General features: G+C 44.1%; 14 protein-coding genes and 1 tRNA gene. 4 read left to right on the top strand and 11 right to left on the bottom strand.

Features of this window, described 5'->3' with window-relative positions; genetic code table 11:
• From BC751_RS20760 to BC751_RS20750, 3 genes are all read right to left on the bottom strand, one after another.
• Positions 1-2871, bottom strand: a complete 2871-nt coding sequence (locus BC751_RS20760) for a type I restriction endonuclease subunit R (protein ID WP_130277268.1) — start codon at positions 2869-2871, stop codon at positions 1-3.
• A gap of 120 nt (positions 2872-2991) precedes the next feature.
• Positions 2992-3543: a PIN domain-containing protein gene (locus tag BC751_RS20755; protein ID WP_207226930.1), complete on the bottom strand. Its 552-nt coding sequence runs from the start codon at positions 3541-3543 to the stop codon at positions 2992-2994.
• A 12-nt stretch (positions 3544-3555) separates the two neighbouring features.
• Positions 3556-4005 carry a helix-turn-helix domain-containing protein gene (locus BC751_RS20750; protein ID WP_130277267.1) on the bottom strand — a complete coding sequence of 150 codons (450 nt, stop codon included), beginning with the start codon at positions 4003-4005 and terminating at the stop codon, positions 3556-3558.
• A 625-nt stretch (positions 4006-4630) separates the two neighbouring features.
• On the opposite strand from BC751_RS20750, the gene tnpA reads away from it, so the two are divergent.
• Complete coding sequence (gene tnpA / locus BC751_RS20745) at positions 4631-5080, top strand: IS200/IS605 family transposase (RefSeq protein ID WP_130277266.1); 450 nt, start codon at positions 4631-4633, stop codon at positions 5078-5080.
• Between the two features lie 627 nt (positions 5081-5707).
• On the opposite strand, the gene BC751_RS20740 is transcribed toward tnpA, so the two are convergent.
• The 8 genes from BC751_RS20740 to BC751_RS20700 form a co-directional block, all read right to left on the bottom strand.
• Positions 5708-6529, bottom strand: coding sequence for a hypothetical protein (locus BC751_RS20740; protein WP_130277265.1), 822 nt, complete (start codon positions 6527-6529; stop codon positions 5708-5710).
• On the bottom strand, positions 6493-7698 hold the full coding sequence (locus tag BC751_RS20735) for a restriction endonuclease subunit S (RefSeq protein ID WP_130277264.1): 1206 nt from the start codon (positions 7696-7698) through the stop codon (positions 6493-6495). The genes BC751_RS20740 and BC751_RS20735 overlap by 37 nt, the downstream gene beginning before the upstream one ends.
• Before the next feature lie 120 nt (positions 7699-7818).
• A complete protein-coding gene (locus BC751_RS20730; protein ID WP_130277263.1) occupies positions 7819-8952 on the bottom strand; it encodes a Fic family protein in 1134 nt (377 codons plus the stop codon).
• Between the two features lie 169 nt (positions 8953-9121).
• Positions 9122-10690, bottom strand: coding sequence for a type I restriction-modification system subunit M (locus tag BC751_RS20725; RefSeq protein ID WP_130277262.1), 1569 nt, complete (start codon positions 10688-10690; stop codon positions 9122-9124).
• A 506-nt stretch (positions 10691-11196) separates the two neighbouring features.
• A tRNA-Asn gene (locus tag BC751_RS20715) sits at positions 11197-11270 on the bottom strand.
• A 115-nt stretch (positions 11271-11385) separates the two neighbouring features.
• Positions 11386-12237 (bottom strand): hypothetical protein, encoded by an 852-nt coding sequence (locus BC751_RS20710; protein WP_130277260.1) that lies wholly within the window; start codon positions 12235-12237, stop codon positions 11386-11388.
• A gap of 166 nt (positions 12238-12403) precedes the next feature.
• A complete protein-coding gene (locus BC751_RS20705; protein WP_130273825.1) occupies positions 12404-13240 on the bottom strand; it encodes an IS3 family transposase in 837 nt (278 codons plus the stop codon).
• Positions 13237-13530 (bottom strand): transposase, encoded by a 294-nt coding sequence (locus BC751_RS20700; protein WP_130273826.1) that lies wholly within the window; start codon positions 13528-13530, stop codon positions 13237-13239. Before BC751_RS20700 ends, BC751_RS20705 begins: the two co-directional genes overlap by 4 nt.
• 171 nt (positions 13531-13701) lie before the next feature.
• Here BC751_RS20700 and BC751_RS20695 point away from each other — a divergent pair, with 171 nt between their 5' ends.
• From BC751_RS20695 to BC751_RS20685, 3 genes are all read left to right on the top strand, one after another.
• A complete protein-coding gene (locus BC751_RS20695) occupies positions 13702-14160 on the top strand; it encodes a (2Fe-2S)-binding protein (protein ID WP_130277259.1) in 459 nt (152 codons plus the stop codon).
• A gap of 25 nt (positions 14161-14185) precedes the next feature.
• The gene (locus BC751_RS20690) at positions 14186-16465 is read left to right on the top strand and encodes a xanthine dehydrogenase family protein molybdopterin-binding subunit (RefSeq protein ID WP_130277258.1); all 2280 of its coding nucleotides are present in this window, start codon (positions 14186-14188) and stop codon (positions 16463-16465) included.
• 202 nt (positions 16466-16667) lie between these two features.
• Positions 16668-19790, top strand: coding sequence for an AsmA family protein (locus BC751_RS20685; protein ID WP_130277257.1), 3123 nt, complete (start codon positions 16668-16670; stop codon positions 19788-19790).
• The last annotated feature ends 248 nt before the right edge of the window (positions 19791-20038 follow it).

Here is a 20038-nt window from a genome sequence, read left to right as displayed (position 1 = left end):
TTAAGCCGCCTCCGAAATCCCGTTGATAAACGTCTCCACAAATCCCAGGATTTTGTCCTTGATACGCTCGGCAATGCTTTTGCGTTCCTTGAGTGCGGGTTTTTGTTTGAGCAGGCCAATGATGTCGTCTCGCAGGGGTTCTTTCTCGGTGTAGATAAAGTCACCGATCACTTTTTCCAGTCCATCAGAGTCCAGTCCTTCACTCTCGCAGAGGCTTTTCAGAGCGTCCATGCGCTCCTTGGTCCAGAAGATGGCAAATTCTTCGGGGATGTTTTCGGTGTCCTGAATTTGTGGTAACTGTTCTCGTATAAACTTCTCGATCAGTTCCCGCTTGCTACGGAGTTGGGCTTCTCCCACCATGAGGTCAATGATGGCTTTCTTCTGTTTCTCCTGGTCTTCTGGTTTGGCATCTTTCAGGTTGGCCAGCAGCTTGAGAATGTAGGTCACGTTGATCTCGTCCCGGTGGATCAGTTCCAGCTCAAAGTCGATGTCGTTCAAGATGGAAACTTTCTCTTTTTGCTGGGAGCCTTTGCTGCGCTCGTACAGGTCCAGGTACTTGCTTTTGTAGTCTTCGAAGGACTGCTCGGGCATGGAGAGATCTTCAAACGTAAACTCCGTGAAGGTTCCCAGAACGTTCTTCAAGCGCATAAGCTCACGGAAGGCCTTGATGAATTCCAGCTGGGCTTCTTCGTCTGGTAGGTCATTTACAGCATTGACGGTGGGCGTTATGGTGAGCAGCTCGATATAGGCTTCGTTGAATTTCTGCACGTACTCCTCATAGGGAGCCATGATGATTTCGTCTTTGGCATCCAGATTGGAGAAGAGGGCAATGGCCTGGTCTGTGGCAGATTTGAGGTTGCGGAAAGCCACGATATTCCCCTGCGATTTGAGTTCGTCCAGGATGCGGTTGGTGCGGGAGTAAGCCTGTATCAGTCCGTGGTACTTGAGGTTCTTGTCCACGTACAGGGTGTTCAGGTTCTTGCTGTCAAAACCCGTCAGGAACATGTTCACCACCAAAAGGATGTCCACTTGCTTGTTCTTTACCCTTTTGGCAATGTCGTTGTAGTAGTTGTAAAAGCTTTGGCTGTCCTTGGTGGAAAAGTTGGTGCCAAATTCACGGTTGTAATCCAGAATGAAATCATCCAGAAATTCCCGTGGGTGTTTTTTTCCATAAGGCGGAATGTATTTGTCATCTGCTGCCATGGAGAGTTCGTCTTCACCAACCCAACTCGCATTCTCCACGTCTTCATCAATGAAGTCCACATTGGCACCATAAGAGAAGATGGTGGCCACACGGAGCTGGTGCTCTCCTGCTTCCTTTTTGGCTTGGAAAAGCTTGTAGTACTCGATAAGCACGGGCACGCTGGATACACAGAGAATAGCGGTGAATGTCCTGTTGTGGGTCTTTCTGCCGTGATGGGTGAGGATGTAGTCCACCACATTGTTCAGTCGCTGTGGGGCGTTCATGACTTCTTCTTCATCAATCGCTTCTACATTGATGTCGAAGATATGGTCTTTCTTTTTGAAGGTGCTGATGTACTCCACGGAAAACTTGAGTACGTTTTCATCCCGGATGGCATCGGTGATCACATACTTGTGGAGGCAGTCTCCAAAGAGCATGGTGGTGGTACGTTTGCCAAATTCGTTGGAACCTGCGTTTTCTTCAAAGATGGGTGTTCCTGTAAAACCGAACATCTGGCACTTCTCGAAAAAGTCCTTGATGTCGGCATGGGTTTTCCCAAACTGGCTCCGGTGACATTCGTCAAAGATGAATACAATGCGCTTGTCCCGCAGTGGCTCCATCTTGGACTTGTAGGCATTTTTGTTCACCGCATTGGCCAGCTTCTGTATAGTGGTGACGATGAGTTTATCGTTTCCGCTCAGCTGCTCCACAAGTTTCTTGGTGTTGCTGGTGGCATCAATACTGCCTTTGCTGAAGCTGTTGAATTCCTGCGAAGTCTGGGTATCCAGATCTTTTCTGTCCACCACAAAGACCACTTTGTGTACCTGCGGCAGGTTGGTCAGGATTTGTGCGGTTTTGAAGGATGTGAGCGTCTTTCCCGAGCCTGTGGTGTGCCAGATGTAGCCGTACTTAGGGGAGGTTTTGACCCTCTCCACGATGGCTTCGGTGGCATAGTACTGGTATGGGCGCAGTACCATTAGGGACTTGGCGGTCTCATTCAGGACGATGTATTTGGTGATCATCTTGGAGAGGTGGCATTTCTCCAGAAAGATGTCCGTAAATTCCGATAATTGGGTAATCAGTTTGTTTTTGCTGTCGGTCCAGTAAAAGGTCTGCTTGAATGAGCGCTGGTTGAAAGAGCTATTGGCGTAGTACTTGGTGTTGACGCCGTTGCTGATTACAAAGATCTGAATGTATTGGAACAGTCCCTGACCAGCTTCGTAGGAGTGGAGGCCATAGCGTTTGGTCTGCTTGAAGGCTTCCTTGAGTTCCAGACCACGGCGCTTGAGTTCTACCTGCACCAAGGGCAGTCCGTTGATCAGGATGGTGACGTCGTAGCGGTTTTTGTACTTCCCTTCCATGGTCACCTGCTGGGCAACCTGGAATTCATTTTGACACCAATGGATTTGGTTGATCAGTTCGATGGTTCGGGATTCTCCGCTGTCATCGGTATAGTCCACACGGTCACGGAGGATTTTGGCCCGCTCGAAGACCGATCCCTTATTGAGTGCGTTCAGAATCTGGGCAAACTCCTTCTCGCTCAGCTGGGTTTTGTTGTGTTTTTCCAGCTGGGATTTCAGGTTTTTGAGCAGGGCTGCTTCATCCGGTATCAGCACCTTCTGATAGCCCAGCTGCTGCAATTGCTGCACCAGGTTATTTTCTAAAGCCTGTTCGGGTTGCGTGGTCATGTATGAAAAATGCCTCTGTGATCAAAACAAAACGGTTCCTGAAGCAAGATGTGGAAATATCAACGTAAAACCAAGTGTTGGTATGGGTAGAATGTCTTTCCAACGTCATGCAATGCTGTTTTACATTTTGCGGAGAAGTTTTGCACTTTCAATTAGGCCGCAATTCTCAAGTGTTTTCAAGGTTTCCTGCTTGCTTTGTGCTGGGTTTTTTAGTCTCGCAACCATTCTTTCAAAGCTTTGTGCAGCAGCTTCTTTATTTTCAGAAATTAGCAAGGCGACAAATTCGTCCGGGTGGATTATTTCCACGTTGAATTTCTGTCCAGCCTTAGAATCAAAATCTTTCAGATTTACTGTAACGAGAAAATGTGCTGAGGCTTCCAAAGCTGCGGCTAAGACGTGACGATCATCCGTGTCAGAAAGCGAAAGTTCGGGAATTCTATGTTCAAATCCCTCCACGTTGGCATCTGGAAAAGCAGTGTCCATCAATAAGATCGTCCGATCAATCCGTAAAGGATCAAGCTCTGGTCTGTTTGCGAGTAAATTTCTTTTCCACTCCTCATGGATTTGTCTGCTCCAAAAGGGCTTAAAAAGTTCTTCCTCTGCCAAACTGAGTAACAGATCCCTTATAGGTGCAGGGTAAAGGACGTTTGCATCCAACAATGCTTTTATCATGCCTTGGAAAGATCAGTACCCCATATCCATTTCCTGTGCCTCTTTTGCGATTTCTTCCAAAGCTTTGCGTCTGGATTCTTTCAAGGCCGTTTCGTATTTTTTGATGTCTTCCAGTTTAACCCTACGGTGTGCACCAACCTTATTAAATGGGATTTTCCCACTTTCCAGTAATTTCACCAAATGGGGGCGTGATACGTTCAGTAAATCCGCTGCCTCCTGTGTGCTTAGTTCTTCAGCAAATGATGTGATGGCTACTGATTTTCCGTCCGCCATTTCTTCCAGCACCTTTTCCAATAGCCGAATTGCATAATGTGGAAGCTTGATGTTTGTTCCTTCTACTTGGAAAGTCAGCTCCTCTTTGCTTGTTGCTTTGTCCGTGATACTTTTCAGCAATTCGACCGACTGTTTGGCAGCTAATCTGTCTTTTGCTGTGGGTTTTTTGGAAGTTGTGGAAGTTGCCATGATGGAATGATTGTGCGTTTTCGTAAAGTTAGTAAACGAAATAAACGAAACAAAGGGTTTTTTTAAAAAGCTCTTAAACTACCGCAAACGAAAAAGACCCGTCAGATTTTCAAAACCTGACGGGTTTAAAGCAAAAGCCACGCCCTGGGACGCTGTTCAAGTGGGTAGCGTGGCGTGTACTGTTAATGCAAAGGAATAAAAAAAATGATCTGAGAGTAGATCTTACAATTAATAACCCAGGTACTTTTGAAACAAATATTTGATTTTAATATGGTTAAATAAAACTCCGTTAGGAGTTTACTACCGCAGGTTATTAGCCCCGAGTGAGAACTCGGGGATTTGGGAAGGTTTGTCAATTGGTTTTTCCAACTCCGGAGGAGTTGAATTTTTCACGGAGGGGATACGTGTTTTTGTAATTCAACTCCTGTCGGAGTTGGGGGATTGGGGTATAGATTCGTTTTTTACCCCGAGTGAGAACTCGGGGATTTAGGATGGTTTGTCGATTGGTTATTCCAACTCCGGAGGAGTTGAATTATTCAGAATCTGATTTTATCCGATTATAACCGTTTAATTGTCGAATTGATAGGATATGAATTTTTAGATTTAACCTTCAAAGTTCATATATATGGCAAGCACATACACTTCTATACACTATCATGTCATCTGGACAACCTATTTAAGGAAACCCACTTTAAGAAAAGAAGGGAGAAAAGAGCTTTTCAATTATTTGTATGGGATATTGAAGAATAAAAACTGTCACGTCCATCGAATTAATGGAGTAGAAGACCATTTGCACTTGGCTTTTTCACTTCATCCTTCTATATCCTTGGCTAATTTGGTGAAAGACATGAAGCTGGCATCCAACCAAATGATTAAATCCCAAAACCTCTTTGATGCTTTTGAAGGATGGCAGGAAGGGTATGGAGCGTTTACATTTGGGTATTCAGCTCTTGGTGATATCGTAAATTATATCATAAATCAGGAAGCGCACCATAAGAAGGTTAGTTTTTTAGAAGAGTATGTGATGATTTTGAACGAATACGGAGTCAAATATGATCCTAGGTACCTCCTTTAATTCAACTCCTATCGGAGTTTTGAGATTGGGGGGATGGATGCATTTTTTTACCCCGAGTAGCGACTCGGGGCTAATGCCCTTGCGGGATTGAACCCCTACCGGGGTTTGGAGGAATGTTTGCTTTCTCTGATTTGGGGCTAATACCTTTGCGGGATTGAACCCTTGCCGGGTTTTGGAGGAATGGCGGGTAGGAATATGGTGGATACGTGGTTGCTTGTTTCCTCTGATTTCGGGTTTTGGGGCTAATGGCCTGATGGGTTTGAGCCTCTAGTGGGATTTTGGTATTTCCGATTTGGTTTTTCATTATGTTTTTTAGAGGCATGTAAAAACTCCGATAGGAGTTTACTACCGCAGGTTATTAGCCCCGAGTGCAAACTCGGGGATTTGGATGGTTTGTCGATTGGTCATTCCAACTCTGGAGGAGTTGAATTTTTCACGGTGGAGGTGGTTGTTTGTGTAATTCAACCCCTATCGGGGTTGGGAGGATTTGGGGTGATGGATGCATTTTTTTACCCCGAGTGGTGACTCGGGGTTAATGCCCTGACGGGATTAAACACCTCTCGGGGTTTTGAATTTTGGAAAAAGGATAGGTTTAAGGTGTAAAAAGTCAAATTAAAAAGGAGATTTTTATTTCTCCTTTTTGTCTTCTTTATTAATCTCATCTGCAGGTTTACCTTTTGCTTCTTTAAAACCATCTTTTAATTTTTCAATGAATTCACTATAAGGTTTTAACAGATATCTTTTCTCAATCAAAATCTCAAAAGCCAAAAAAACTGCAAATGACTGAAGCGTGAGAGCCATCATTTTTTGAGATTCGTCTTCATTAAAACCATTAATTAATTCTAGATTAGTTGATAATATCAATAAAATACAATACAACACATATATCCCATATTTGATTTGCTCCTGACTGAGAAGCCATTGGATTATCGGTAGTTCTCTTTCTCTTGTTTCTTTGCTCCCTCCGAAAATCCTGATGATTTTTTTAATCAAAACATTTCCTTTGAAAGAAAAAACAATGGCCGTTAGGGTAAATGAGTTAAAATATGCAATTTCGATCGCATTATTCAGACCAAAAAATTCTAGTGTTTTTGCTCCCAAAGCTGTCAATACCATCATTGGTATTATCATTGAGAACATTACTTTTAGGAAAATTGTAGAAGCATATAAAAGTATAAAAACAATAGCTCCAGTTAATTCCAAAAATAAGTATAAACCTTTTGTAATTTTATATTTTTCTAAAAATGGTTTGAATGGATTCAAGATCATTAAAAGTCCAAAAATTCCAAATGGTATTGATAAAACCTGAAAGCTAAAGGTTCCTTTTCCTTCAATATTCCATGACCACCAACTCATTCCTAAGAGTAAAATACCAAGAAGAGTTGAGAATAAAATTTCTTTTTTTTTCATATTCAAACAAACATCTGCTGCAACAGCCCCTTCTTCCAAGTGCGCAAGCCCTGGATCTGGCTGTCAAGCGTTTCAAGATTTTCGTCAATTGTGTTCAGGAAAGCAGCGATTTTTTCCTGTTCTTCAAATTCTGGTAAAGATATTTTGATACTTTCAATATCAGATGAACTTATGTTTGGCTGTGCTCCTGCCACCAATAATGATTTCAGCTGATTTTTAAACATGGTGGAAAACACGAATTGAATTAAAAATGCATAACAAAGAGATTTTGATTTTCTTTTGAACAGACCAACACGCTGATTCAAGTACGCTTTATCGTTTAGATTGTAAATGCTGGATTTTCCTGTGGTTGCCCCAGACATTGCAATTAATAGATCCCCTTTGTTAATTGTGAAATTCACGTCGTTTTTAATTGTGTCATAGAATACAAGGTTTTCTGTTTCAATGAAGTTGTTATTGTTTGATATGTTCGAAATTCTTATCACAGGAATCCCTGTTTGTTTAAATTTTTCGCTTTTGAAGGCAAATCCACCTTGAACTTTCACTACCTCCCCCAACCGCTTCTCCTCCCAATCCGGAAACTCACTCCCATCATCCTGTTTGAAGCGGATCTGCTGGGTGAAGATCTGCTGCATCACGCCCTTTTTGTAGGCTTCCAGCTTTTCCTTCTTCCGCTCCAGCAACTCGATCCGCTCGTCCACCGAGGAAAGGAAAGACGCGATCTTTTGCTGCTCGGGGAGGGAGGGGTAACATACCTCAAGTGATTTCACAATTTCGCCAGACAGATTTCCTTGTCCACCTTGAAGGAATTTGTTCAGGATTTTTTCTTTGTTCACCAACAGCCAGTTCTTTAAAAACTCTTTTTCGATATCTGGCCTGATACACAAGATCGCTTGGTTGATTGCACCTCTTATTTTTGAAATTGCAACTTCTCCACTAGTCGCACCATAAATAGCGTAAAGCAAATCACCTTTGTTCACCATTTTTGCAGAGGATTCCATGAGTCCTTTTTCAGTGAGAAATAATTCAGTTGTAGTAGAGTTAATCTCCCCTGACCGAATAAATGGTATCTCCCCACCATATAAGTTTGATTGGGATGAGCTTGGAGTGCCACCAGAGAAAAGTTTGGAGATTTTACCAAGTCGATTCCTCTCCCACAATTCGTTAAATCCAGGCCATCTGAGTTTCGGTCTTCTTGTTTCCATCATCAAAACGGCGTTTTAATTCCCAATTCCTCACAAAAGCTTATCCCAAGTGTAGTCCTGTCAGGTTTCCAAAACCTGACAGGACTTGTATTGCAGCTCGCTATTTTACTTACTTTCATATTCCTATCGAAACAAGTTGATATATTCCTTAAATGCAAAGATCCTATTCCGCTTGAAGCCGGTGAGCTCCTCCAAAATCCCCAGGTCCTGAAAGTCACGGATCATTCGGTTGGCAGTGGAGTTGTGGACGTCGAGCATCTTTTCCACTTGCCCTACATCCACGATGGGCTGCCGGTAGAGTTCCGTAATCAAGCGCTTGGCATCTCCCTGTTTCTTGCCCAGCTTGATCAGTTCCTGAAACTCGTATTTTTCCCGCAGGCGGATGATTTCCTGAAAGGTACGGATCCCGGAAGCGGTGGTCTCGATCACCCCCTTTAGGAAAAAGGCGATCCATTCTCCCATGGCATCTTTTTCCCGTACGCGCATCAGGTTGTCATAATAATCCCTCCTGTTGCGTTCAAAGTAATCGGAGAGGTATAAGGTAGGATATTTTAGCAGCCCCTTGTCTAATAGATACAAGGTAATCAAGAGCCTTCCTACCCGTCCATTGCCATCCAAGAAAGGGTGGATAGTTTCAAACTGATAGTGGACCATGGCAATCTTTACCAGATGAGGGATCTGCAGGTGATCATCATGGATGAATTTTTCGAGATCGCTCATCAGGGCATGCACTTCCGTGTGCACAGGAGGGACAAATATTGCATGCTTTAAGCTAGGCCCTATCCAGTTTTGGCTGTTGCGGAATTCCCCCGGCAGCTTCTCTTGTCCTCTAACCCCATCAAGAAGCACAGCATGTGTCTTTCGGATCAGACGGGTAGAAATAGGCAGCTTCTCCATATCCTGAATGGCCTGATTCATGGCTTCGATATAGGCATGTACCTCCTGCCAGTCATCCCTACGCTCCGGGTCCAGATCCTCTTCTTTGGCCAAAGCCTCTTGAAAAGAAGTCTGTGTTCCTTCGATTTTACTGGATACCGTAGCTTCCTTAGTGACGTGCATTTTGATAAAAAAATCAATGTCCGGCACCAAGTCAGAAAAAGCATCCAATCTGCCCAGATTTCTGTCAGCCTGACTCAATAATGTCAAAATAGCAGGGTCACTCAGCACCCATGATTCATGGATGTGATTGGGACTAAAACTCCTGTATTCGATCTGTTTTAGCCAAGTACCTGCTTTGAAGTTCTTGATATCTTTCATTCCCTATGTTTTGCTGCAAGTATAACCTATCATATTTGCACAAAATTCAATATCTGCAAATATAGAAAATTATATTTGCACTTAATTAATTTTCTGCAAATACAGGTTTTTATATTTGCAGGAACTCAGACTAAGACCTGCCAGGTTTTCAAAACCTGGCAGGTCTAATCTAAAACGGCGATTTAATTCCCAATTCCTCACAAAATGCTTTCAGTACGGCATCGTTGCTTTTCAGTGCTGCGTCCAGTTGCTGTATCTCTGCTGCGGTGGCGTCCAGGTCCACAGGCTCTTCTTCCTCAAAGGTGTCCACATAGCGGGGGATGTTGAGGTTGTAGTCGTTTTCGGCGATCTCTGCCAGGGAAGCCACGTAACTGTACTTGTCAATGGTCTTGCGCTCACGGTAGGTCTGCACGATTTTGTCCACGTCTTCATCCCGTAGCTCATTTTGATTGCCGACTTTGATGTAATTGCCCTCTCCGCTGGCATCGATAAAGACCACGTTGTCATCCTGCTCCCTGCACTTCTTCAGTACCACTATACAGGTCGGGATGCTGGTGCCATAGAAGATGTTAGCAGGAAGTCCGATCACGGCATCGAGCACGTTCATCTCTTTGATCATGTACTCCCGGATCTGACCCTCTGCACCTCCACGGAAGAGTACCCCGTGTGGAAAAACGCTGGCCATGATGCCGTTTTCCGCCAGTTGGTACAGCATGTGCTGCATAAAGGCAAAGTCGGCCTTGGTCTTGGGAGCCAGTCTGCCGTATTGTGAGAAGCGCTCGTCCGTATGGAACAAGGGATGATCGTCCCCTTTCCAGTGGGCAGAAAATGGTGGATTGGCTACCACGGCTTCAAATCTATAATCGAGATGCTGTGGATGCATCAGCGTATCTTCCTGCGCGATGTTGAACCTGCGGTAATGGATGCCGTGCAGGATCATGTTCATGCGGGCCAGGTTGTAGGTGGTACGGGTGAGTTCCTGTCCGAAAAACTCACTGACCTCTACTTCTTTGGCCACGCGTAAGAGGAGGGAGCCAGAACCCGTCGTGGGGTCATACACGGATTTGAGTTTGTCCTTCCCGGTGGTTACGATCTTCGCAAGGATCTTCGAAACCTGCTGTGGGGTGTAGAATTCCCCGGCGGTTTTGCCCGCACCTGCTGCAAACTTTCCGATCAGGTACTCGTAGGCATCTCCCAGTACGTCGGATTCTATGTCGTCCAGCTTGAAGTCGATTTTGCTCAGGTGGTTAAGAATCTGTACCACGACTTCATTTCGGGCTTTGGGGGTACGTCCGATTTTGCTGGAACTGAGATCAATGTCAGAAAACAGATCGTTGAAGTCTTCTTCGGAGTCCGTACCCATGGTGCTTTGTTCGATGTGGTTGAGCACGGCTTTGAGGTCTTCCAGGATGTAATTGCTGTCCGTCTCGGTGGAGGCGTTGCCCTTGGCTGTCATGGATTCGAAGAGTTCCTCAGGTTTGAGGAAATAACCCAGGTGTTGAAGGGATTCTTCTTTGATGGCATCCAGCAGTTCGGGGTCAGTAAGTTGCAGGTAATCCTTCACTTCCTCTGTTTCCAGAAGTTTGTTAGCATATAGGTATTGTCGCTCGGACAGGTATTTGTAGAATATAAAGCCCAGGATGTAGTCGCGGTAATCGTCTGCGCTTACTTTGCCCCGGAGGACGTTGGCGATATTCCAGAGCTGGCTTTCCAGCAGTTGTTTTTGGTCTTCTGACATAAAATTTTTGGCTTGAACGTTTTTGGGCGGTCAAGTTTTGCCCCTGTATGAAAAACATTTCATTGGCTAAGATAAGGGTTGTGGTGGGAAATTGCCAGTATTGGATATGGGAAAGCCTTACCAATATGATGAGGCTTTCGTATTTAAATCAGTTGCGTTTAAATTGTCGGCATTTACCGTTTTACCCAAATACCTTTCGGCAGAAAAGCTCTTCATTTTGTTTAATACAACACAGTGTTAAAGAGTTCCAGATAAATACCTAAAGATTTTCGAGAAGTTTGGGGTTTCCTTCGGGATTGTTGCGGTATTGTCCGCCTTTTTTTGGAAAACTCCGCTTTTTTTGCACGCACTTTGGAAAAATAGGGTGAAAATGCTGGTTTTTCAGCTTGTTCTCCCTGCGTTTTTCGGTGAATGCTTTTCCGCTTGTTGTAATGAAAAAAGCCCCAGAAACGCATTCTGAGGCCGTTTTTAAAGCAGAAAAGCCCTGCATTGCTGCAAGGCTTTTGCTCCCCCTCTTGGGCTCGAACCAAGGACCCCATGATTAACAGTCATGTGCTCTAACCAGCTGAGCTAAGGAGGAATGTTGCTGTTACCGTTTAAGGTGATGCAAAAGTAATAGGCTCTTGGCTTTTATGCAAGCCCCTAACTTAAAAAAATGTGATTTTTAACTGCATGGCAGTTTTTTTAATTCACAATCAGTCACTTATTTTTTGCTGGGAAAGCAACTTATTATAAATAAAGGTGACCCCCAAAACCATCAGCCCTGCTATAACTGCCAATAGCACGTTGTAATATGCCGGCGCAGATAATGTCAGCCTCAGGAAGATGGTGGCCAAAGCGAAGGAGGAATACCTGAACAGGTTATAATATTTGGTGGTGTACCGAAGTGAAAATAAGAGGATAAAAACATCCGTAAAGATCAACAAGGTATAAAACAGCTTAATACTGTAGATGAATTGGTGGTTTTGGTAAGCAGAAAACAGGTCATAAATGCCCAATCCGATAAAAGAAAGGGTCAGGTAAATGGAAATCAGTTTTTTGATGCCAATAAAGCGCTGCTGTTCCTCATAGCTCCCGGTAATCCTTACATGCTTTTGAGCCCTGTAAAAAAGGCCTGTGATCAGGAATATCAATATAGCTCCAAAAGCATCAGAAATAATGGGCAGTAGTTCCATCAGGAATTCAAGCTCCCAGTTCACTTCACCCAAGTAATGTCCAAACTCTTTGAAAGCATCCCTTAGCAGAACAAGGGAAATGATCTCAAATTGCTTGCCTACTGCATCTGCTACCGATTTTGGAATCAAAAAGATAAGCCCCAAAACCTCAAAGATCAATAGCACATTAAAGGCCAATTCAATGGCAAAAAAAGCACTGTAGCCTGTGCTGATTTGATAAATGTCCAAATATGCCAGCAGGCCAAGGGCCAATCCTGCCAGGAAAAACGCTACGACGATATTGCTGATGGTCTTAGAAACGGGCCCACTTTCCCAGCGCTCCTCAAGAAAATCAAAGGCTTCAATTTGGAATTTGAAAAATTGTTTCAACATGGCATTTTACTTTAAACGTATTGATTAGGAAACTAATCTTATAATACTCCCCATTTGTTGGACCAAAAGTATCAGTTGCTAAGTTAATTTATTTATTTGTTAATATATCCTTAGTTGTCCTATTTCCCAAGGGGACCCTTGGGAAATAAGACAACTAACTTTTGCTTTATGCTGCTTTTTGGGTTGCCCCAAAATACCTTTCCCCGGGCTTCTCCCTGGTGGTATGATGGACCTTTTGGTTGTAATATTCAATATACTTTTTGACACCTTTGAGCAGGTCATAACCGTCCTCGCTTGGGTTCAGATAGATGTAATCATACTTGATCGACTTCCAGAACCTTTCAATATATACATTGTCCAAAGCCCTTCCCTTTCCGTCCATTGATACTTTGATATCCAGCCCTTCAAGGTAATTGATCCATAAGGCTGATGTGTACTGGCTTCCCTGATCGGAATTGACTATCTCTGGCTTACCATATTCTCTGATGGCCTCTTCGATTACCTGCTTACACCATTTGGCGTCCTGACTGTTGGATATACCCCATGACAGTATCCTTCTGCTGTAAACATCCATGACTGCGGTCAGGAACATAAACCCCTTCTGCATCGGAATGTAGGTGATATCGGTTACCCACACTTGGTTGGGTCTTTCAATCTTTAAGTTCCTGAGAAGATAAGGCCTGATATATTCACGCAAACCGGATTTGGTAAGGTTCTTCCTCCTGTAAAGGGTTTCCCTGCCCATCAGCCTGAAAAGCCTCCTGATGCGCTTTGGGCCGACAACGAAGCCCAGTCCTGTCAACAGATAGACCATCGACACAACGCCTTCAGTAGGGTGATCGGTAAGATGCCTGTCCATGATTCCCATAAGTTTCAGATTGACCTCGTTTTCCCCTTTTGGTTTGTAATATAGACTGCTTCGGGGAACCTCCAATACTTCACACTGTCTCCTTATAGACAGCCCCTTATAATCAGAACAAATCAATGTCGCCCGATCTTTCATATCCCCAGTTTCTTGCAGCTTTTTTTTAAAAAGTCATTCTCTACTTTTAGCTCTCCGATCTGGGCATAGAGCTGCTCAAGGGCAGGGCCTTCTTCCTTTTTCTTTGAATGCTCCTTTTCAAATACAGCTGACATATTATCCAAAAACTCACCCTTCCACTTGGATATAATCACAGGGCTAACATCGAACTTCTTGGACAATTCAGCCAATGTAAACTGATTCTTGATTGCTTCAAGGGCTACTTTTGCCTTGAACTCAGGAGAAAACTTTCGTCTTGTTTGCTTGTTCATAAGGTTAAATTTAAACAGTTTTTTTTAACTTAACCTCTGGTCTCAATTTTGGGGAGTATTATATCTCCCAAAATAAAAAGTATGGATTGCTTTTTCGGGGACAAAAATCACATTAACTTAATTTGCTTAAATTCAGAGGCAATTAATCACCAACAAAATAATCAACAAGCAATGGAAAAATTCAACCTGATCATCAATGGAAAAAAGCTGCAGGTAGAGGTAGAACCGGACATGCCTTTGCTTTGGGTACTGCGGGATATACTTTCCATGAAAGGTACCAAATATGGATGTGGTCAGGCCCTCTGTGGTGCCTGTACCGTTTTATTGGACGATGAAGCCATCCGGGCCTGTACTTATCCGGTGTCAGAAGTGGGTGACCAGAAAATCACCACCATAGAAGGGCTCTCCAAAGAGGGCAATCACCCTATCCAAAAGGCATGGGTGGAACATGTAGTCCCCCAGTGCGGCTATTGTCAGACAGGGCAGATCATGAATGCGGCAGCCTTGCTGAAGCGTAACCCGAAGCCATCAGACGCTGAAATCGAATCAGCCATGGCGGGCAATATCTGCCGTTGCGGAACCTACAACCGCATCAAGGAAGCTATCCTCACTGCTTCCAAGTCCTATTAATTTTTCCACCGAAAAGAAAAAAGCCATGATGCCAAAACTTCCCTTTCTTAAAACAAAAGAACCTGAGAATAAAAGCAAAGTATTTGTTCCTTCCCGAAGGGACTTCCTGAAAATAGGTTCCCTCGCTACAGGTGGGCTCATCCTGGGTGTCAACTTCCAATGCAGTGGACCTAAAGGGGAGACAATCACATTTGCCCCCAACGTGTACCTGAGTATAGATTCCGATAACCTTGTTACCATTATTGCCCACCGCTCGGAGATGGGTACAGGTATCAGGACATCCCTTCCCATGATCGTGGCAGATGAGCTTGGAGCAGATTGGGCCAAGGTCAAAATAGTCCAGGCAGAGGGTGATGAAGAAAAATATGGAGACCAGAATACGGATGGGTCTTATTCTGTAAGGATGTTTTACGAGCCCATGCGTCAGGCAGGGGCTACGGCCAGGCACATGCTGTTGGCCGCCGCTGCCCAGAAATGGGGGGTAGAGGTATCCGAATGCCGCACAGAAAATGGGCAGGTGATCCATTCAGGCGGAAAAAAAATTAAGTTCGGCGACCTGGTCGAAACAGCAAGAGAAATGGAAATGCCCAAAGCGGAAAATATTACGCTGAAGGAATTTTCTTCCTATAAGCTTATAGGAAAGGATGTCGCGATTTATGATAACCTGGACATTGCCATGGGCAAGGCAACATTTGGAGCAGACATTGATCTGCCCAATATGCAGATAGCCGTAGTGAAAAGAAGTCCGGTCATCGGGGCCAAAGTAATTTCCTACAATGATGCCAAAGCATTGGCCATTCCAGGTGTCAACAAGGTGGTGAAAATTGAAGGGGCAGGAATTCCTCCCGGGCTGGATAAAGCACTGGAAGGGGTTGCGGTCATAGCAGACAATACCTGGGCGGCCATCAAAGGAAGGGATGCCCTGGAGATTGAATGGGACCTTGGCCCAAACCAGAATTATTCCTCTGAGAGACAGCTGCAGGAGATGTTGCAAAGTACAAGAGGCAATGGAAAGGTGAGAAGGGAAAGAGGGAATTTCAATGCGGCCATGCAACAGGCAGGCAGAGTAATCGAAAGAACTTATCTGGCGCCTTTTTATGCCCATGCGACCATGGAGCCTCCGGTAGCCATCGCAGATTATAAGGGCGATGGCACCTGTGAAGTGTGGGCGCCAACCCAGCACCCGCAATGGGCCAGGCAGGCTGTGGGACAAGCCTTGGGTATAGATTATCAAAATGTCAAAATGAACATTACCCTGCTGGGTGGAGGATTTGGAAGAAAATCCAAGCCGGATTTTGTGGTAGAGGCAGCCTTGCTTTCAAAAGCAGCCAAATCACCGGTCAGGGTGCAGTGGACGAGGGAAGATGATCTTCACCATGACTTTTACCACGCCCAAAGTGCCCAAAGAATCCGGGCAGTCCTTGATAAAAATGGAAACCTTAGTGGCTGGAACCACCATACCGTATTCCCTGCAATCGGTGCGACAGGTAATGCGGATGAACTCCATCCCTCGGATGGTGAATTGGGTTTGGGTTGTATCGATTTTCCTTATGAAGTGCCCCATATCCGTATCGAGACCCATGAATCCAAGGCACATACCCGCATCGGATGGTTGCGCTCGGTGAGTAATATCCACCATTCCTTTGCCATCAACTGTATGCTGGATGAAGTGGCGGAAGCCAAAGGGTCAGACCCGGTGGATTTTCTTTTGAGTATGCTGGATGCAGACAAAAACCTGACTTTTGAAGGGGAGCTGAAAGGTGATTTTGGTAACTATGGTGAACCGCTGGATAAATTCCCTTGGAATACTCGAAGATTGAGGGGGGTCATAGAAAGAGTAGCCAAAGAAGCCAACTGGAAACAGGCCCTTGCCTCCGGGAAATCAATAGGATTTGCCGTCCACAAAAGCTTCCTGACTTATGTGGCCTGCATTGTGGAAGTGGAAAGGGGCAGCAATGGGCAGATATTGATTCCTGAAGTCCATTATGCCGTAGACTGCGGAATTGGCGTCAATACAGACCGTATCAGGTCCCAGTTTGAAGGTGGAGCACAGTTTGCTACCAGCTTGGTACTTACTTCGGCCATTACTTTTGAAAACGGGAAGGTCCAACAGAACAATTATGATGGCTATCAGGTCATCAGAATGCCACAATCGCCCAAGAAAATCCACGTACATTTGGTGGAAAACATGGAAAAACCTACCGGAGTGGGCGAACCTCCTGTTCCTCCATTCATACCGGCATTGTGTAATGCCATATACAAATTAACAGGTGACAGGATTTACCGACTGCCTTATAAGGGATAAAGATCATGGAGTGCTTCAACTTCAGGTGTACTCAAAGGTCCTTTTAAAATACAAGTTCAAAAAAACACCTTTGTTTTTGTCCTGGTGGACTCAAAGTTTGGTCGTACCTTCGGAGCTGCTTAAGCAAATCCGAAGGTTTTTTATTTTCAATGTAACCATCTCATGGTGGCTTATCGTTTGTGTAGGAAATTACAAATGAGCCATGAAACCCTGGATCAAAAAGGCCCTCTTCATTCTTCTTTTATTGCCTCTATTCCTGATAGGTCTGACAGCTGCTGTTCTTGCATGGAAACAAGAAGCTATCACCCAAAAAGCGATCGAGGCTGCCAATAGACAATTTGTTGGTAAGCTCACTGTAGAAAGAAGCCGGATTTCGGTTTTGGGGGACTTTCCTTACATATCCATTGACCTTAAAGGGGTTGCATTTTATGAAAACAAAAACAGGGATACCAGACCTTTTTATAAGGCATCGGACCTGTATGTAGGATTTAATATTTGGGATATTTTAGATGGAAACTACAAGGTCAAAAGTATCCGGATTAGTGATGGCCATGTTGACCTTGTAAAATATCCCAATGGCGATATCAATATCCTCTTAGCAAAGGGAATTGAGTCCAAGGAGTCTGAGTCCGAGGAAATCCTGGCCTTTGACCTGGCAAAATTTAAAATTTCAAACTTTTCGGTATCCTATGAAGACCAATCAGATACCGTGTCCTACAAAATCTATATTGACAACTGGAAAAGCAGTATACGTCACAAAAAAGAGCAATTGGAAGTTTCACTGATTGCCGACATGATGTTTGACCTGCTTCGCCATGGAAAGCCTACTTTTTTTTCTGAAAAGCAGATCAGACTGGATCTGGGTTTTAACTTCAATACCGGACAACAGGTGTTGAATCTGAGTCCATCCAGTATACAGCTGGAAGATGCACTATTTACCGCTTCCGGTAAAGTGGATGTATTGGAGGAAGGAGTGGAACTTGATTTGAAATTTGAAGGCCAAAAGCCTGATTTTAATATGCTTGGGGCATTTATGCCAAAAGAAGTGGCCAAGGCCCTCAATGAGTACCAAAACCAGGGTGAAGTCTTCTTCAAAGGCTCTGTCAATGGTGTGCTCGCCGAAGGAAGTAAGCCAATGATTTTGGCTGAATTTGGGTGTGAAAATGCCTTTTTCCTAAGATCGGACAATAACCTGAAAGTGGATGATCTGAGGTTTTTTGGGTTTTTTACCAATGGTCCTGAAAGAAGTCTTCAAACATCCGAATTACGCATCCAAAATTTCAACGCCCGTCCTGAACAAGGGATTTTTCAGGGGGATCTCATCATCCGCAATTTTGAAGATCCTTATGTCAAGGTCAAGTTAAAAGCTGATCTTGACCTGGGTTTTGTAGGCAATTTTTTTAGGCTTGAACAATTTGAGGGGATTAGCGGAAAGGTGTTACTGAATATGGATTTTGATGAACTGGTGGAGCTTGATGCATCTGCTGCAGACCTGGCGCAGCTGAAGCAAAGTTTACAGTCAGAACTGATTTTGAGGGACCTTAGTTTTTCCATTGCCGGTTATCCCCATCCCATCCAACAGGTCAATGCCTCTGCCATCATGCAATCCGGAAAGATTACGCTCAATAGGTTAAATTTTAAGATCAAGGATTCCGATTTTCAAGTTAAAGGGAGTTTGAGCGATTTTCCTGCACTTTTTCACAGGTTTTCTAAACCGGTAAATATGCAAATTGAAGCCAAATCGAAAAAAATTGACCTTGGACAGTTGCTGGGTGGGGAAGGGAAAACTGAAAAGATCCACGATCTTTCCTTTAGATTTGGATTCCTGGCCAATGCCGATGAGCTTTTCGGGTTCGATTATTTGCCAAAAGGAAAATTCAGGATAGAGGAATTTCATGCGCGGCTGGAAAATTATCCCCATACTTTCCATGACTTTGATGCAGAAGTTCTTGTAGGCGACACAAACCTGGAAATTAAGAAATTCAAGGGCGAGATTGACCGCTCTGATTTTCTGTTGACAGGACTCGTGGAAAATTACCCGAAATGGTTCAGGGAAGAACTTAAAGGAGAATCGGGGATTCGATGGGCCATTCAGTCCAAAGAGCTCAGGATCAATGACCTGTTGAGTTATAATGGGGTCAATTACCTCCCCGAATCCTGGAGCTCAGAAGTCCTCCATTCCCTGAAACTTGACGGGAAAATCGACCTTTATTTTAAAAATGGCCTTCAGTCAGCTGAGCTCACCCTCCACCAGTTGTCAGGAAGGACCCAAATGCATCCTTTGAAGTTGGAACAGTTCAAGGGTAAAATCAGGTATGAAAAGGATTATTTAGCGATAAATGGATTTGGTGGGAAGATGGGTTTGTCGGAGTTTAGCATGGACTTGGGACTGAACCTGGTGGACAGCCTTAGGACCAAAAAGGATTATTTCCGTTTTCGTGCAGCAGCCCTGGACCTGGATGCTTTAATGGGCTTTAAGGGTTTTGAAGAAGATACCAACCATGCCGAAGCATTTAATGTTTTTAAGCTTCCATTCAGGGATATGGAATTTACAGCCGACATCAAAAAGCTGAATTACCATAATTTCTGGTTGGAGGATGTCAGGGCTAAGTTAAGGACAAAAACAGACCATTTTCTGTATATAGATACATTAGGTCTGAAGGTTGCAAACGGTACATTGGGAATGAAAGGTTATTTTAATGGAAGGAATCCCGATAAAATATACCTTCATGCCAGAGCTCAGGCCAATAAGCTCAACTTGGATAATTTATTGTTCAAGTTTGAGAATTTTGGACAGGACGTACTCATCAATGAAAATCTAAAAGGTCATGTATCCGGAAATCTGGAAGGTAAATTCCTGGTGTATCCCGACTTAACCCCCATCATCGATCAATCAGAGGCAAAGTTGACATTGACCGTCTATGATGGGGCTTTGGTGAATTTTGCTCCTTTCAGGGCGCTTTCTGATTATTTCTCCGACCGGAATCTGAACAGGGTGAGGTTTGATACCCTTTCCAATACCTTTGAATTAAAAGAAGGGGCTTTGATCATTCCTAGGATGAATATCAATTCAAGTCTTGGGTTCCTGGAGATTTCCGGAAGACAGAGTCTTGACATGGATATGAATTACCAGATCAGGGTTCCTTTAAGCCTTGTGACCCAGGTGGGCTTTAGGGCATTGTTTGGGGGTAGGTCGAGGGAAGAAATCGATCCGGAACAGGAAGATGTCATCATTTTCAGGGATCAAAACCGTAGGGTAAGGTTCCTCCATATCAACATGCAAGGCAGGCCGGACAACTATCGGGTTTCTTTGGGCAGAAGGTAGGTTTAGGACCTTTGGGTGCGCTGCGGCTTACCCAAAGGTCTTTTTGATTTTTTTTCAACATAATTCACGAGTCGGGTTAAACACTTCATTTCTACCAATGACAAATAGTCATTTCTCGCAGCGATCGCTGCGACTGCTGCGTGAAACCTTTTGTCATTTTATGATCTGTAAATAGTGAATTTTAAAATCTCAGCGTGATGCGACGCACTGGATATCATTCCCTTCTCTGTAAATACTGAGTTTTAAAA

It is taken from the genome of Cecembia calidifontis (genome assembly GCF_004216715.1).
Lineage (GTDB): Bacteria > Bacteroidota > Bacteroidia > Cytophagales > Cyclobacteriaceae > Cecembia_A > Cecembia_A calidifontis.
This window is presented reverse-complemented; position numbering and strand designations above follow the sequence as displayed.